Source organism: Paenibacillus hamazuiensis (assembly GCF_023276405.1).
Classification (GTDB): domain Bacteria; phylum Bacillota; class Bacilli; order Paenibacillales; family NBRC-103111; genus Paenibacillus_AF; species Paenibacillus_AF hamazuiensis.
Genome location: NZ_JALRMO010000001.1, coordinates 7,322,279 through 7,337,805, shown reverse-complemented (window position 1 = coordinate 7,337,805; position 15,527 = coordinate 7,322,279). Strand labels below are relative to the sequence as shown.

The following is a 15,527-nucleotide window of genomic DNA, read 5'->3' as shown; positions in this document are numbered from 1 at the left end:
GCACCTCAGTAAGAGGTGACCCACTCATAGCGAGAATCCCAGTCGCGCGTTTCGGCGCTCCACGGCGGTCGGTCGAACCCCACGCGGGCTTATGCAAACGGCAACGGCTTATGGAGCATAAGCACAAAAACTTGGTTTATCGCCGCCGCCAAACCCTCTTTTTGGCACATAAGCGTAAAAAATGGGATTAAATTCCCCTCAGTCCCCTCGGAAAAAGGTTCGGCGCACGAATAAACCAAGTGATTGCGCTTATTTGCCCCGACCGGAGCAATCGGACTCGAAATAAACCAAGATTTTGGTACTATCTATCTTCTGTTTAATCATTCGAAGACCTGCTCGGCAAGAGCTCTCGTGCCATTACGGCGTCATCTGCCGCCACCAAATGCCCGCGCACCCGGGCACCGCAGTAAGCCGCTCCGCTTTGACGCGATCCGCAAGCTCGCTGCCGAAGAAAAAGCGCACCAGCCGCTCCGCCTCCTCGGCGGACGCAAACTTGAAGCCGGCGCGCACCCAGCGGTGCCGAAACCCGTACGTCCGCTCCAGCTCGCGGTAATACGGCTGCAAAAACGACGGCGGCTGAGGGGTCTCGTTCCCCGTGCCGAGCGTCTCAATAATGACGGCGGTGCCGCCCGGCCGCAGCACCCGCCGGATTTCGCCCATCGCCCGGCGCAGCCGCGCCTGCCATTCGGGCTTGTCCGAGCTGGCCGCGTAGCACAGCGTCCAGCCGGCGAGCACGATGTCGGCGCTCGCGGAATCCAGCGGCAGCGCCAGGTGATCCGCCTCCGCGTATCGCGCGTGGCGGATGCCCGCTTCGGCTAGCCTGCGCCCGGCCAGCTCCAGCATATGCGGCGACGCATCGAGCAGCGTGAGCGAACGGGCGGACGCACCGATACGCACGCTAAGGCTGCCGGTACCGGCGCCGAGCTCGACGACGACTTTGCCGCGCCAATCGGCGATTTCGTCCATCGCGCGAAACACCTCTTCCCTCATCTCGCGGGCGACCAGCAGGTCGTACCGCTCCGCCTCTTCGGCATAAATTTGACTGTGATCGGGTTCATTCTGTTTTACCATAGCAAAAAGCCTCCATTCCGAAGTTCGCTGCAGGACGCCTTCGTCCCGCCACTTCATCATAGAGGCTCACGTAACGTGAAGCTCAAGAGGTTGTTTTCACCGCATAAATAATATGCGTATCGCCGGCCACCCGCTGCCGGATCGCGACAAAACCTTTCGCCTGCAGCAAACGGACGAGCCGGTCCCGGTCGGCCGGCTGCTCCCCGTCGATGCCGATCTTCTTCGGCGCAGGCGCAGCTTCGCCTCTGTCGGCGGCGGTCATCGTATGCGCCGTCCCGCCCTCGTCCCCGGCGATCATCGCATCGACAATGCACAGCCGGCCCCGGTCTTTGAGCACGCGGTCCATTTCCTCAAGCGCCAGCGGATGCTGCTCCTCGCTCAAATGATGCAGCGCGAAGCTGCTGACCACAAAGTCAAACTGCGCGTCAAAACACGGCAGCGTCAAAAAGTTGCCGAGCCGGGTCGTCAGCCCCGGCAGCCTGCTCTTGCAGTGGCGGAGCATGCGGCGGGATTGATCGACGCCGACCATACGCGCGCCATGCCGCATCAGCCGCTCGGCGAGGGCACCCGTGCCGGTGCCGATATCGAGGCCGGCTTCGCCCGGACGCGGCGCCACCCACTGCACGGCCATATCGAGCGCCTGCCCGTATTCGGCCGGCGGAGGCACGTGGCCGGTCAAATCCGGCTGCCCGCTGCCCGCCAAAGCCGGCAGCGCATCGAAGTTCCAGCGGTCGATCCATTCGCTCCGCCGCTCTTTAAGCCGCCTGAGCCGATCCGACAGCTCGTATAGACGGGAGCCCGCAAGCCCCCCGCCGCCCGCATCCCCGGCGCTCTCTTCGATCATTCGGTCGAGCGTGCCGATCATCTCCCGCAGCTCCAGCCACTGCGCGAACATCGCCGAGCGCTGAAGCTCCAACAAATAGCCGGCCTCATCGGCGTTATCCTTCTCCAGTTCGCCGATCAGCCGGCGAATATCTTCCAGCCGCATGCCGACCTCACGCAGCGCGGCCGCCGTTGCAAGCCGCCATACATCGGCTTCGCTGAACCGGCGGTATCCGTTATCCGGCTGCTTGGCCGGAGCAAGCAGCCCCTTCTCTTCGTAGAACCGAATGGTCCGCGGCGTCAGTCCGAGCCTTTGCGCCACCTCATGGATTTTCAAACGACCAATACTCCCTTCAAAACTTTCACGTTACGGTATAGTTTACATTTTACAGTCGGCATGCTGCAATGTGGAGTTTTCCACCTGGATCGTCGCATGATGGATATGAAACCGCTCTTCGATCAGCCGCACCGCCCGCTGAAGAACGGCCTGACTGTCCGCAGCATCTTCGATCCGCACATGGCAGCTGAGCGAGTCGAGTCCGGAAGATATGGTCCAAATGTGCAAATCGTGCACATCCGTCACCCCGTCGATCGTCATCAGCACCCGCTTCACTTCGCCGGTATCGACCGAGGACGGGGTCCCCTCCATCAATATGTGCATAGCGTGACGGATGACGCCCCACGCGCTTTTCAGCACAAGCAGCGCAACGATGACGCTGATCACCGGATCCGCCCAATTCCACGAAAACAGCATCACCAAGCCGCCGGCGATAAGCACGCCGACCGAACCGAGCGCATCGCCCAATATGTGCAAATAGGCGCTGCGCACGTTGATGTTGTCCTTCACGTCGCTTTCCCGCATTAAAAACCAGGCGCTGAGCAGGTTGGCCAGCAGCCCCACCGCGGCGATAGCCATCATGATCCCGCTTTGCACTTCGCTTGGCGCAAGCAGGCGATGATAGGCTTCCTTGACGATGAAGCCGGCAATAACGAACAGCGTGACTCCGTTAAAAAGAGCGGCGATAATTTCAAAACGATGAAAGCCGAACGTTTTGCTTGCCGATGCCGGCCGTGCGGAAAACCACATCGCGAACAAACTGAGACCGATGGCTACCACGTCGCTCAGCATATGGGACGAATCGGCAAGCAGCGCGAGCGAACCGCTCCACAGCCCCCCGAAAAATTCGAGCAGCATGATCCCTCCGGTGACTATTAAAGCCAAGGTCAGCCCCTTGCGGTTATTCGGCATATGCGCATGATGATGCCCATGATGATCGTGATGCCCGTGATGGTGGTGATGCGAATGATGGTTATGATGCGAATGATTTCCGTCGTGACGATTCCCCGGATGATCGCTATGCTCGCCGGAATGATGCGGGTGATCGTCGTGGTCATGACCGTGTCCGCAGGTATGATTGTGATCTTTGCCGCCATGCGGCAGCTCGTGTTGCCGATCTTTCATGCTGAACCTCCTGTAAGAATGGGATAATACGGCTTAGCTCCGCCGTTATGAACGATCTACGCGATCGATCGTCATACATATGAATATTTGCTCATATATAGTATATGACTAATCAGACATTTTGACAATCTTCTTTTACAAAAAATTGAAACATTTCCGGGCACATTTTCGTTAAATATTTGTTGTCCCGAATATTTTTCGGCCGGAAGGTTGGATTAGGTGCAGCGACCTTGGGAACAGCCGGTCCCATTCGGGGAACACTATGTAAGGATGTGCAGGTAAGTATCTTTATTGTCAAGGAGAGAGGTTAAATATATGTCAACGACTGCCGCTACGCCCGGTTTGCTGAGCAACCGGTTTATTCGCATCATTTTATTGTCCGGTCTGCTTCTGCAAATCGGCATCTGGGTTCGCAATTTCGCGATATTGCTTTATGTGACGGAACAAACGAATGCCAATGAGATTGCCATTTCGATGATCTCGGTCGCCGAGTTTGCGCCTATTTTTATTTTTTCCTTTATCGGCGGCACGTTCGCCGACCGCTGGCGTCCGAAACGGACGATGGTATGGTGCGATCTGCTGAGCGCCGTCTCGGTTTTGGCCGTCCTTCTGTTGATGGAGTTTGCCGGGTGGGGAGCGGTCTTTTTCGCGACGCTGGTTTCCTCGATTCTTTCGCAGTTTTCTCAGCCGTCCGGAATGAAGCTGTTCAAGCTTCATGTGCCGGAATCGCTGATGCAGGCCGGCATGTCGCTGTACCAAACGATGTTTGCGCTGTTTATGGTGCTCGGGCCGGTGCTTGGCACTTTTGTTTACCAGCACTTCGGCATTATCCTATCGATTGGCGTCATGGGCGTCGCTTTTCTGCTGTCCGCCACCGTACTTTTGTTCCTTCCTCCGGACCGGGTAACGGAAAAGGCGGCGGGAGAAACGACGCTGCGGCAAGAGATGGTGCTCGGCTTCCGTTACGTGTTGTCGCGCAAAACGCTTACGACGCTCGGCGGCTGCTTCGTAATGGCCGGACTGGCGCTCGGCCTTATTCAGCCGCTCGGCATTTTTCTCGTGACCGAACGTCTCGGTCTGCCGAAAGAATATTTGCAATGGCTGATGTTGGTGAGCGGGGTCGCGATGATCGCCGGCGGCGGGTTATCCATGGGGATTGCCAAACGGATGTCTCCACAGCTTATGCTGGCGGGCGGCATGGTCATCAGCGTCATCGGTCTCCTGATTTCCGGGCTGTCCACCTGGCTTCCGCTTACCCTTGTCGGGCAGTTCATCAGCGGACTCGTCATGCCGGCGATTCAAATTTCCATCAATACGATGATCCTGAAAAATACCGAATCGGAGTTCGTAGGCCGGGTCAACGGCATTTTAACGCCGCTTTTTATGGGGGCGATGGTTATTACGATGGGCACGGCCGGCTGGCTCAAAAAGCATATTCCGCTCGTCTCCATTTACATCATTGCCACTGTATTATTCTTCATCGGCGCGCTGATCATGCTGCCGCTGCTTAGAAATGCCAAAACCGGGAACAGGGAATCTTTGGCAGAGAAATAACCCCGGATTCCCGGATATTCGCACGAAAATGCACAAATCAGGGGAAAATCGTCTGAAAACTTCATGGCGGACAGCGAATTGTCAGCGGGAGTCGCGGATACGGAACGGGGAAAGGCGGCTCTTCGTTGGAGGAATCGCCGAATTTGTTATATAATTTCTTGTATATCGTTTTATATACTCTTTATCATAAGGGAGGTGTACCTGTTCACTCTGCGAATGGGGGGACAGGGAATATTATTAGTAGTGACCCGTTACCGATATGGTTGAGCCTGATTTTGATCGTTTTGCTTGTGCTGATCAACGGATTTTTCGTCGCGGCGGAATTTGCAATGGTGAAGGTTCGCGGAAGCCGACTCGATACGCTTGCGGAAAACGGCAATTTAAGCGCCAAATGGGCCCGCCGGATGACAGCCAACCTTGACGCTTACTTATCCGCTTGCCAGCTCGGCATTACCCTGGCTTCTCTGGCCCTCGGTTGGATCGGAGAGCCGACGATTGCCCGGATGCTCGAGCCTTTGCTTAAAGATCGATTGGGATTAAACGATGTCTTGGTACACAGTATTTCATTTATCATTTCTTTTGCCGTAATCACCTTTTTCCATATTACACTCGGAGAGCAGTTTCCGAAAACGTACGCGATCCGTAAATCCGAAGAAGTGACGATGCGTTCGGCGCTTCTGCTGATGGCCTTTTATAAGGTGATGTACCCGTTTAACTGGTGCCTGAACGGGGTCTCCAATTGGATGCTGCGCAGAGCGGGCATCGAACCGACAGGCGAACATGAATCCGCGCATACGGAGGAAGAAATCCGTGTGCTCATGAAAGAAAGCCACAAGAGCGGCCTCATCGACAATACCGAGCTTACGCTGGTTGACAATATATTTGAATTTGCCGAAACTAACGCGCGGGAAATCATGATTCCCCGCACCGAGATGGAGTGCCTGTACACGAACCTCTCGTTCGAGGAAAACATGGACATCGCGCTCCGCGAGATGCGGACCCGCTACCCGGTGGCGGACCGCGACAAAGATAACGTGATCGGCTTCGTGCACATCAAAGATTTGCTCAAGCCGAACCCGGGCCTTTCGGACATTCGCGCCATCATGCGCCCGATCATGAGCGTGCCCGAATCGATGCCGATCAGCAACCTGCTGAAGCAGATGCAGAAGAAGAAAGTGCAAATCGCGCTGCTGATCGACGAGTACGGAGGCACGTCCGGCATGGTGACGCTGGAAGATATTATCGAGGAGATCGTCGGCGAAATCCAGGACGAATTCGACCAGGAGCGTCCGGCGATCGAGAAGAAGGACGATATGACTTATTCCATCGACGGCCGCATGCTTATCGATGAGGTCAACGACCATTTCGGGCTGGAGATCGAGGAAGAGAACGTCGATACAATCGGCGGCTGGATCTATTCCCAGGTGGAAATTCCGCCGAAGAAAAACCAGAAGGTGACTTACAACGAAGAGGTCGATTTTATCGTCGAGGAAACCGATCATCTGCGGATTTCCAGGGTGACGGTCATCTTGCGGCAGCGCCAATCGCAGCCGGCATAAACGGCTCAAAGCCGGGGAACAGTGATGTTCTCCGGCTTTTTTAAATAAGCTTCAAAGGATCATTTCATGTTTAGGGGACTCCGTTCGCGTTCGCCGAAGCTTGTCCCACCCAAGCCTGCCTGCTTTTTGCCGCTTCGCTCGCTCCGTACCCCCCAAACAACGAAAATGAGCCCGCCCAGCACGAAGAGCGGCTCCAGCACATTCGCTTCCGGACCGCTTGTAATGCGGTGCAGCTGAAAAATCCAGTGAAAGGTCACGATATCGAAGCTTAAAAACAACCCTGCGGCTACGATAAACCCGTTGTAAAACGAACGGTTGAACCATTTGCGGATCACGATCATAAACAAACCTAAAACAGCGATTCCGAAAAATACGGCGCTTATTCTTTGCCAGGCGGTCTCCGCCTTTAATCCAAAAGCCAGCGCCTCCTGAATATGGTTCAATTGATAGCAGAATATTCCGCCTGCGATGATACCGAGCAATCTGTACATATGAGCCCCTTTGCCATAACCCGAATGAACGTTATTTCTCCATTATCCCATGATAAACCTGTAACCCGATCCCCACACCGTGCCGATATACTGAGGTTTGGACGGATTCTCCTCGATTTTCTCCCGGATCCGCGCCACGTGCACCGTCACCGTAGACGCATCGCCAAGCGCATCCATGCCCCAGATCCGTTCGAACAGCTCTTCCTTGCCGAACACCCGGTTGGCATTTTGCAGAAGGAACAAGAGCAGGTCGAATTCCTTTTGAGCCATCATCACTTCATTCCCGTTTACAAACACCCTTCGGGCATCCTTGTGGACCTCGAGCCCCCGGACCCGGATCGTGCTGCCCTCCTCCAGCTTGCCGAACCTTTCCTTCATCCGCTCAAATTTGTTCAGATGGGCGTTCACCCGGGCTACCAGCTCGGCGGAGCTGAACGGCTTCGTAATATAGTCGTCCGCTCCGAGGCCGAGACCGTTGATTTTATAAATTTCCTCCGACCTGGCCGAGACGAGAAGCACTGGAATGTCCTCCTTCTCGCGGATTTTTTTCAGCACCTCGAAGCCATCCACACCGGGCAGCATAATGTCCAAAATGACCAGATCGAACGCCGTCATCTTGAGGGCGGCGAGCCCGTCGGTGCCGCTGTTTACGATTTGTACCGAGAAGCCGCTCAGCTCCAAATAATCCTTCTGCAGATTGGCAATGCTCGCATCGTCTTCGACAATCAATACCTTTTTCATTGCAACCTCCATACATGCTAATACTTCTTCAAAGATATCATCATGCGGGTTCCTTCGCCAAGCGTGCTTCTGACCCAAATCTGCCCTTCGTGCCCCTCCACGATCTGTTTGGCGATGGCCAGCCCGAGGCCGCTGCCGTCCGCGCTTTTACGGGACGGATCGGCACGATAAAATCGCTCGAAAATATGAGGAAGATCGTCCTCCGGTATCCCTTTTCCGTTGTCCCTGATTTCTATGATCGCGGACGGCCGGGTTTCCCTTAATACGATCTCGACCCGGCCGTCGGGCCTGTCCATGTACTTTTGGGCATTGTCCAAAATATTTTGAACAACCCGCTTTAACCTCTCTCTATCGATCAAAACGGTCACTTTTTCCTTCAGTTCGCTGACGAGGACCAGCTTTATATTCGCCTTTTCGTATTCGTAGAAATGGTCGGCCACGCAATCCTCGAAGTACATCTGCAGATCGGTTTTTTCGAAATGATACGGAATCTGGTTCAGGTCCAGCTTCGAGTAAAGAAGCAGATCGTCGATCATCGCGTTCACCTGATCCGCCTTGGACCGTGCCGTCTCCAGGTATTCCTCCATTTTTTCCGGCGTTTTGGCGACCCCGTCGATAATGCCCTCAATATATCCTTTAATCGACGTCACCGGAGTTTTCAAATCGTGCGATATGCTCGAGACGAGAAACTTCCTGTTTTCGTCGTATTTTTGCTGCAAATAAATGGACTCCTTCAGCTTGATCCTCATTAGCTCCAGTGTTCTGCAGAGCTCTTTGACCTCCCCTTCGCCTTCCTCGGCAATTCCGAAGCTCAAGTCGCCTTCGCTGATCCTCACGGCAGCCTTCCTCAGCCTGGAAACCGGGGTGATGATTCCGTGCGAAAACCGGTAAGATACCCAATAATTGACGGCCAGAAAGGATACGATGAAAAAGCCGGCCGCAAATACGCCGAGAACGAGATAAAAATTCGATTTCAGCTTAACCTGCGCCAGCAGCAGCATAACGCCTTTTTCGCCCGAATGCAGGGTGTAATCCGCCCTGGCGAACATGTAGGTTTTGCCGTCCAGCTCCAAAGTGTCGAGATTCGGCGTATTATCGGACAACATCAGGCTTCTTTCCAGGTCGATCCGGTTAAATTTATTGGTAGAGTAGACAACCTCTCTGTTTTTCAAAATCACGACGCTGGCGCCGAGCGCCTTCACCCGGCCGGACAGCTCCTGCTGATACGGTTTTTCGAGCAGTCGCTCGAATTCGAGACCGGCCGCCTCCCGCTTGATATCGGCGATTCCCGAACGGACCTCGAACACCCGCTTCAAATCGTTCAAATCGGCCTGCGGTCCGAACAGCTTCGCATAAGCGGCGACAAATATGATGACGGCCAACACGGTTCCTGCCACGGAACCGAGCACCGCCAGCGCATTGAATACGAAAAAACGTTTGGTTAATTGCATGCGGAATATTCCGTTACCTTTCTATATCTCCTTGCGGTCGAATAAATAATAACCCGCTGTAAATAACATCATACCACAGCCTACCATGATTAAAAGCTGGCGGAAAATTTTGAATCCGTTGATCGTTTCGGAAATCCACAGCGTATACCAATCGAACATCGATGTGATCAAAAAGCTCGACACATTCGAATACACGACCCCAAGCACGTTAAATCCGGCAAAAACGATAATCGACAAGAAAAATACAGCCAGTCCGCCGCGAAGTATATTCGACAGCAATACTACGAGAAGCGAGAAAACAAACACGGGCAAAAAAGTGGCCGCATACGATAAAATGACTCTGACGACGCCCATCGCGTTTACGGATGACGGATTAAATATAAGTCCGGCCAACATCGACAGCACCATTACCAGGAACAAATTCATGGCGATAAACAGCGCTATGTTCAATACTTTGGCGCTAAAGACACCGAGCCTGGATACGGGCCGGGCCAGCGTGATTTTCATCGTATTCGACGAAAATTCGCCGTTAAACATATCGATCGCGACAAAGACGGCAAACAGAGGCAAAATCGTATAACTGAATACGGATAATACGACCAGAGGAAACTCCGTGCTGCCGACCACCCTTAAACCAAAGCCGTGTTTAATCGCCGTAACGGCAACTTGTCCGATGAGCACGGCCAAAATGGACAAAACGGCGGCCACGATTATTTTTTTCTTTTTCACCAGCTTGACGGTTTCGTTCATAAACGCGGCCTTAAACCCTGGCATTCCGGTCCACCTCGCTTACAAAATAATTTTCCAATGACGAATAGTTGGAAAGAATGTCCTGGGTGTAGTCCACGCTGACCAGCTTTCCTCCGTATACGACAGCCACCCGGGTGCAAGTCAGCTCCACATCGTGAATCAAATGGCTGGAAATAAAGAAAGTCGTGCCTTCTTCCTGGGACAGCCGTTTGATCAGCTTGCGCATTTCCAGCATGCCCTCGACATCGAGCCCGTTTAAAGGCTCGTCCAAAATAAGCAGCTTCGGCCTCGACAAAATCGCCGCGGCGATCCCCAGCCTTTGCTTCATGCCGAGGGAAAATCTTCTGGATTTCTCATGTTTGTATTTCAGCATGCCGGTAATTTCGAGGCATTCGTCGATCCTCGTTTGATCCACGTCCGGGTAAAAACGCGCGAACAACTTCAGGTTTTCGTTCGCCGTCAAATAGGGATACGATTCGGCAGTCTCTATGATGCAGCCGACGTGTTTCATCGCATTCACGTAATCGTCCTGAACGCTCGCGCCGAAAATTTTCACATCGCCCCGGTCCGGCTTCATCAGCCCGGCCATCACTTTCATTGCCGTCGTCTTTCCCGCGCCGTTCGGCCCCAAAAAGGCGTATATATCCCCCTCATCCACCTGCAGGTTCAGATTGCTGATCCCCCGGCCGTTGTCGTACATCTTCGTTAAATTCGTAATTTCGATCGCTTTCGTCGTCAAAGTGCACATCCCCCAAAAAATATGACATGGCTGTCCCCCAAGCGATCGTTCGCTTGAGGGCAGCCTCTTGTTTGGCATGGCCTTATTCTTCAAATACCCGGTAAAGCTCTCCGTCGAAATTCCGGTCGCCATTCGAGTGGTACGTACTGTTGTCGATAACTTGAATGCCTAATTCCAGGAACACCTTGCCGGAACCGCTCGGATGAATCTGTCCTTGCTCCTGCTCGCCTTTGGCGTTCGTATACGTGAACGTGGGTATAGACTGCGAGCCGTTCGGGTTGTATTCGAATGTAAAGTTGTAAGTATCCGGATGCTGCGCCTGGAATCCCGGTTTTACGGTTTCGGAATATTTGCCCGTCACTTTATCCTGCGTTACGTTAGTAATTTCAAGGGTTCTTTCGCCGATCTTCACGAATTTGCCGTCTTTCTCAGCGACGATGTCATTTTTGTATTTGCCGACGAACTTGCTGGAGAAGCCGCCGGTATTGCTGACCTTCTCCACATTGGCGCCGGTCAGATCAGGCAGGACGATTTTGGTTTTGCCGACGTCGGAAAGCTTGAGAACTACGTTCAACGTCAGGTCGTGCTGGTTGCCTTTCTTGTCCTTGCCGGACAGGACGATATCGCCCGTCATGTTTTCCAGCAGTCCGTTTTTGTTTTCAACGGCGGAACCCGTCATTTTTTTGACGAAAATATCGCTGTCGATTTCAGGCATATCCACATTTTTATCCGAACGGCTTTGTTCGCTGATCATCTTCTTGACGACAAAGGAGGAGACGGCGTTCACGACGGCAGGCACCTGCGCCTCGGATAGGCTTCCCGAGTACATTTTACCTCCGTCCTGCTTCTCTTCAACCTGTACATAGTCCTTCAAGCCGCCGACAAACGCGTCCACGATCTTCTCGACCTCCGGCGCTCCCTTCTCGTTGAAAGGATTTCGGAAATCCATTCCACTTTCTCTTCCCTTGCCGTCCGGATATTCCGTCACATAATATTTGTCTTCCAACTGGACTTTCCAGACCGACATCTTCGGGTCGGAATACGAGTAATCGGTGGAAGTCTCGCCGTTGGTATATTGCGTAGAGGTCGAGTTTTCCCTAGCTTTCGCCACTGTATCGACCTTGCTGTACGTGGAGCCCTGAAGCAGCGTCTTGTTGTTGTCCTTCAGCGTGAACAGCGCCTCCATCGTATAGCTGTCAAGCCCTTTCTCCATCTGCGCGGCCGTCGTTTTGACGGAACTTTTCAACCGGTCGTAACCGGTGCCCAGCGCCATATCGGCAAACGCGGTAGAAATAAACACGCAAGCGCCGATCGTAAATGTAAGTGCGGTAACGGTTTTTTTGCTCAGTTTCATTATGGCTCTCCTTTATATTTATTTGGGGAAACGTCTCCTTACTTTTCAGTATAAAGGAGGGGTATTGAATCTCTCTAAATTAACTATTAACAATATATTAACTCCGGTCAAGATATCGAATGCTGTTAAGAAGCGGAAAAACAGGATGCAGCGGCAAAGTTTTCAATACCGATCAAGACGCCGCCGACGGTGCTTCCTTCGCTTTTTTGCGATGGAACAGGCGTCCCGCGCCGGCCTTCGTATTTTCGATCATTTCATAAACGATCGGCACGATCAGCAGCGTAAGAATCGTCGATGTCGTCAATCCGCCGATCACGACGACCGCCAGCCCTTTGGAAATGATCGTTCCTTTGGAAAGTCCGAGCGCCAAAGGCATAAGAGCGAATACCGTCGCCCCCGCCGTCATAATGATCGGGCGAAGCCGCGTCTGTCCCGCTTCCATCAGCGCCTCGCGTACGGAGCTGCCCGCTTCGCGCAGCTGCTGCACGCGGTCGATAAGTACGATCGCGTTAGTCACGACGACACCGATCAGCATGAGGAAGCCGATCAGGGACGTCAGGTTCAGCGATTCGCCGGTGACGAGCAAGCCGAGCAGCCCGCCTATCGCCGCAAGCGGCAGCGAGAACAGGATGGCGAACGGCGCACTTGCGTTGCCGAACGCAAGGACCATGATCAGATATACAATGAAGATGGAGGCCGCCATGGCAAAATACATGTTTTTGAACTCATTGTCGATATCTGCCGCAGCACCCTTTAGTTCCGTATGAACGCCCGGAGGCAGTTCGATCTGTCTCAATATTTGGGACGCTTGGGCGCTGACGCCGCCTTTATCCTTGGAATCGATTTTGGCGGTAATGCTGACGTATTGCTCCTGATTGTCGCGAGGAATCGAGGCCGGTCCTTCGACTTTGCGGATTTTCGTAATATCGCTGAGCTTGACCGTTTGTCCCGTCGGAGTCGTAATCAGAAAGTTTCCGAGTTTTTCCACCGAGTTTTTGAAGCTGTTGTCCATCATGACTTTCGTGTTATAGGTGACGTTGTCGAACTTCAAATCGCCGATTTTCTGCTCGCCCAGCCATGCATACATCGCTTCGATGATTTGTCCGGAGGAGAGTCCGTACATGCGCGCTTTGTTCTGATCGACGGCAACTTCCACTTCCTTGTTCGTCACGCTTAAGCTGTCTTCCACATCTAAAAAACCGGGAATTTCTTTCATTTTCGCTTTTACTTCTTTGGCCGCTTGAATGAGCGCATCCACATCGTCGCCCCGCAGCATGTAGGAGAAGTCGACGCCGCTTCCTCCGCCTCCTCCGCCAAGGCTGGTGATGCCGCCGCGAACTTCACTCTCTTTCGGAATCATTGCGGCGATTTTGGCTTTCATATCGTCGACGAGCGCTCTCGCATTTGTCCCGTCGGTAGCCGCCGCATTAAGCGAGAAGCGATAACTGACCCCTTCGTTTCTGCCCTCTCCGATGAGCGACTGCACATATTCGAACGCCGGCTTGCCGGCGCCGTTCTTCGTCTCCCGCATCATCGCCTCGATGTTTTTGACGATCCGGTCGGTCGTATCCAGTGAGGTTTCCCTTGGCAAAACGACTCTGAAGCTCATTTGCTTATCGGAATCGCTGCTCGGCATAAATTCGAAGGCAAGAAACGGCACCGTGCCGGCAATCGACACAACCAGCGCCAAAAACGCCAATGCCATGCTTTTCTTGCGGTTGTTCAGCGACCACAGCAGCGCCTTTAAATAGCCCGCCTCTACCTTCCCGACGTGATGCTCATCGTGATGCTTGATGTTTTTCGAGCGAAGCACAAGCAGCTTGGCCAGCATCGGAATCACCGTAACGGCGACGATCAAGGACGACAGCAAAGCCGCCGAAAGCGTGATCGCGAACGGACGGAACATATCCCCGAGCTGTCCTCCGACGAAGGCGATCGGAGCGAACACCCCTACCGTAGTCAGCGTCGAGGACGTAATGGCGGAAGCGACCTGAACCGTAGCCTTAATAATGACCGAGTCGCCCCGCTCATGCGTCTTGACCAGCTCGCTGTATATATTTTCGATAACGACGATACTGTCGTCCACGACGCGGCCGACGGCGATGGCCATTCCGCCGAGAGTCATGATGTTGAGCGTAATGTTCAGCGGCGCCATGATCATCAGTGTGATCAGGATGGACAACGGAATCGACACAAGGACAATCAGCGTCATTCGGAAGTTTCTGAGAAACACGAGAATCATAATCGAGGCGAGCAGCGCCCCAAGCGCCCCTTCCTTGACCATCCCGTTGATCGACTCCTGAACGACCTCGGAGTTTTTCTCGATCGACATGAATTCGACGTTCGGATATTGCTTTTGCCAGCCGGCGATCATCGCGTCCGCTTTACCCGCAAATTCGACCGAGTTCGTTCCGCTCGTTTTGTACAAAATGACCCCGATGGACGGTTGTCCGTTCAAACGGGAGATGAGCTTGGATTCGTTGATCGCCTGGATTTTGGCGATTTGCTTAAGCAGCAGCACGTCTCCGGCCGCCGTATTGATCTTGACGTTTTCCAGAGCGTAAATGCTGTTAATGTCGCTTTTTACGCGAACCATTTGGTCGATTCCGTCCTCGTTCATAGCTCCGACGGGACTTGTGCGAAGAGCCGTCTGGATGGCCCGGGTCACATCGGCGGGCATCAGCCCGTAGCTGATCATCGCGTTGCCGTCCAGCTTGATCGTCAATATCGCTTCATCATTGCCGATGGACTCGACGTGATCCAGCCCTTTAATCGTGGTAAAACCGGGCTGAAACACATCTTTATACAGCTTATCCAGCTGCTGCTGATTCATGTTGTCTTTGCCGAACACCGCCAGCGTATACTCCGGAATGGCAGCCATGCCGAACGTCATCACTTTGGGACGCTCCGCCGACTGGGGCAGGTTCACGCCCGCGATCAGCGCTTCGACGTCGTTTTTCGCTTTATCCGTATCCTGTCCGTGCTCCAGCGTAATCGTAATCTGCGAGAAATTGTCGCTGGACACCGATTGCAAATTTTTAATCCCGTTCAGCCCTGCGACCGCCTTCTCGAGCGGCTTCGTGATTTGCTCCAAAATATCTTTGGGAGGGGCTTGATATTGGGTTTGTATAAAGACATACGGAATCGATATTTCGGGAAACAATTCCGCCTTCAGCAGCGTCGCCGCATAAGCTCCCCCGCCGAACAACAGCAGGATGATGATCAGTACGGCCGCTATGTTTTTCATGGAAAATCGCGTTAATGCATTCATCTCTCTACTCCTATATTTAATATTATTTTGTATTTAGACGAAGTTGTGGCCAATTTTACTTCACTTTCCGTGTAAATTAATGTAAAAATATTTCAACCTCCCGGGTGCAGCGCACAAAAACCGTCCGGAATGTGTCCGCACGGTCCGATTTGTTGGGAAACGCCTCCTTACCTTCCAGCATAAAGGAAGGATATTGAATCTATCTAAATGAACCATTAACAAAATATTAACTCCGGTCAATTATCGAATGTTGTTATAAAGC

12 protein-coding genes are annotated in these 15,527 nt (G+C 53.3%); 2 read left to right on the top strand and 10 right to left on the bottom strand.

Annotated elements, in window-relative coordinates; all coding sequences use genetic code 11:
* Positions 1 to 357: 357 nt before the first annotated feature.
* The 3 genes from MYS68_RS32265 to MYS68_RS32255 form a co-directional block, all read right to left on the bottom strand.
* On the bottom strand, positions 358 to 1,071 hold the full coding sequence (locus tag MYS68_RS32265) for a class I SAM-dependent methyltransferase (RefSeq protein WP_248929716.1): 714 nt from the start codon (positions 1,069 to 1,071) through the stop codon (positions 358 to 360).
* Between the two features lie 82 nt (positions 1,072 to 1,153).
* On the bottom strand, positions 1,154 to 2,230 hold the full coding sequence (locus MYS68_RS32260) for a MerR family transcriptional regulator (protein ID WP_248929715.1): 1,077 nt from the start codon (positions 2,228 to 2,230) through the stop codon (positions 1,154 to 1,156).
* 42 nt (positions 2,231 to 2,272) lie between these two features.
* The gene (locus MYS68_RS32255; protein ID WP_248929714.1) at positions 2,273 to 3,355 is read right to left on the bottom strand and encodes a cation diffusion facilitator family transporter; all 1,083 of its coding nucleotides are present in this window, start codon (positions 3,353 to 3,355) and stop codon (positions 2,273 to 2,275) included.
* A 315-nt stretch (positions 3,356 to 3,670) separates the two neighbouring features.
* On the opposite strand from MYS68_RS32255, the gene MYS68_RS32250 reads away from it, so the two are divergent.
* A complete protein-coding gene (locus MYS68_RS32250) occupies positions 3,671 to 4,909 on the top strand; it encodes an MFS transporter (RefSeq protein ID WP_248929713.1) in 1,239 nt (412 codons plus the stop codon).
* Between the two features lie 275 nt (positions 4,910 to 5,184).
* The gene (locus tag MYS68_RS32245) at positions 5,185 to 6,468 is read left to right on the top strand and encodes a hemolysin family protein (protein ID WP_275983585.1); all 1,284 of its coding nucleotides are present in this window, start codon (positions 5,185 to 5,187) and stop codon (positions 6,466 to 6,468) included.
* A 59-nt stretch (positions 6,469 to 6,527) separates the two neighbouring features.
* Here the strand turns inward: MYS68_RS32245 and MYS68_RS32240 are convergent, their stop codons facing one another.
* From MYS68_RS32240 to MYS68_RS32210, 7 genes are all read right to left on the bottom strand, one after another.
* A complete protein-coding gene (locus MYS68_RS32240; protein WP_248929712.1) occupies positions 6,528 to 6,959 on the bottom strand; it encodes a DUF2243 domain-containing protein in 432 nt (143 codons plus the stop codon).
* A 42-nt stretch (positions 6,960 to 7,001) separates the two neighbouring features.
* Positions 7,002 to 7,700 carry a response regulator transcription factor gene (locus tag MYS68_RS32235; protein ID WP_248929711.1) on the bottom strand — a complete coding sequence of 233 codons (699 nt, stop codon included), beginning with the start codon at positions 7,698 to 7,700 and terminating at the stop codon, positions 7,002 to 7,004.
* Positions 7,701 to 7,717: 17 nt separating this feature from the next.
* Entirely contained in the window at positions 7,718 to 9,151 is a 1,434-nt protein-coding gene (locus MYS68_RS32230) for a sensor histidine kinase (protein ID WP_248929710.1), read from the bottom strand.
* A gap of 21 nt (positions 9,152 to 9,172) precedes the next feature.
* Positions 9,173 to 9,925: an ABC transporter permease gene (locus MYS68_RS32225; protein ID WP_248929709.1), complete on the bottom strand. Its 753-nt coding sequence runs from the start codon at positions 9,923 to 9,925 to the stop codon at positions 9,173 to 9,175.
* A complete protein-coding gene (locus MYS68_RS32220; RefSeq protein ID WP_248929708.1) occupies positions 9,912 to 10,649 on the bottom strand; it encodes an ABC transporter ATP-binding protein in 738 nt (245 codons plus the stop codon). Before MYS68_RS32220 ends, MYS68_RS32225 begins: the two co-directional genes overlap by 14 nt.
* A 73-nt stretch (positions 10,650 to 10,722) precedes the next feature.
* A complete protein-coding gene (locus MYS68_RS32215) occupies positions 10,723 to 11,994 on the bottom strand; it encodes a hypothetical protein (protein WP_248929707.1) in 1,272 nt (423 codons plus the stop codon).
* A 172-nt stretch (positions 11,995 to 12,166) separates the two neighbouring features.
* Complete coding sequence (locus tag MYS68_RS32210; RefSeq protein WP_248929706.1) at positions 12,167 to 15,265, bottom strand: efflux RND transporter permease subunit; 3,099 nt, start codon at positions 15,263 to 15,265, stop codon at positions 12,167 to 12,169.
* Between the last annotated feature and the right edge of the window lie 262 nt (positions 15,266 to 15,527).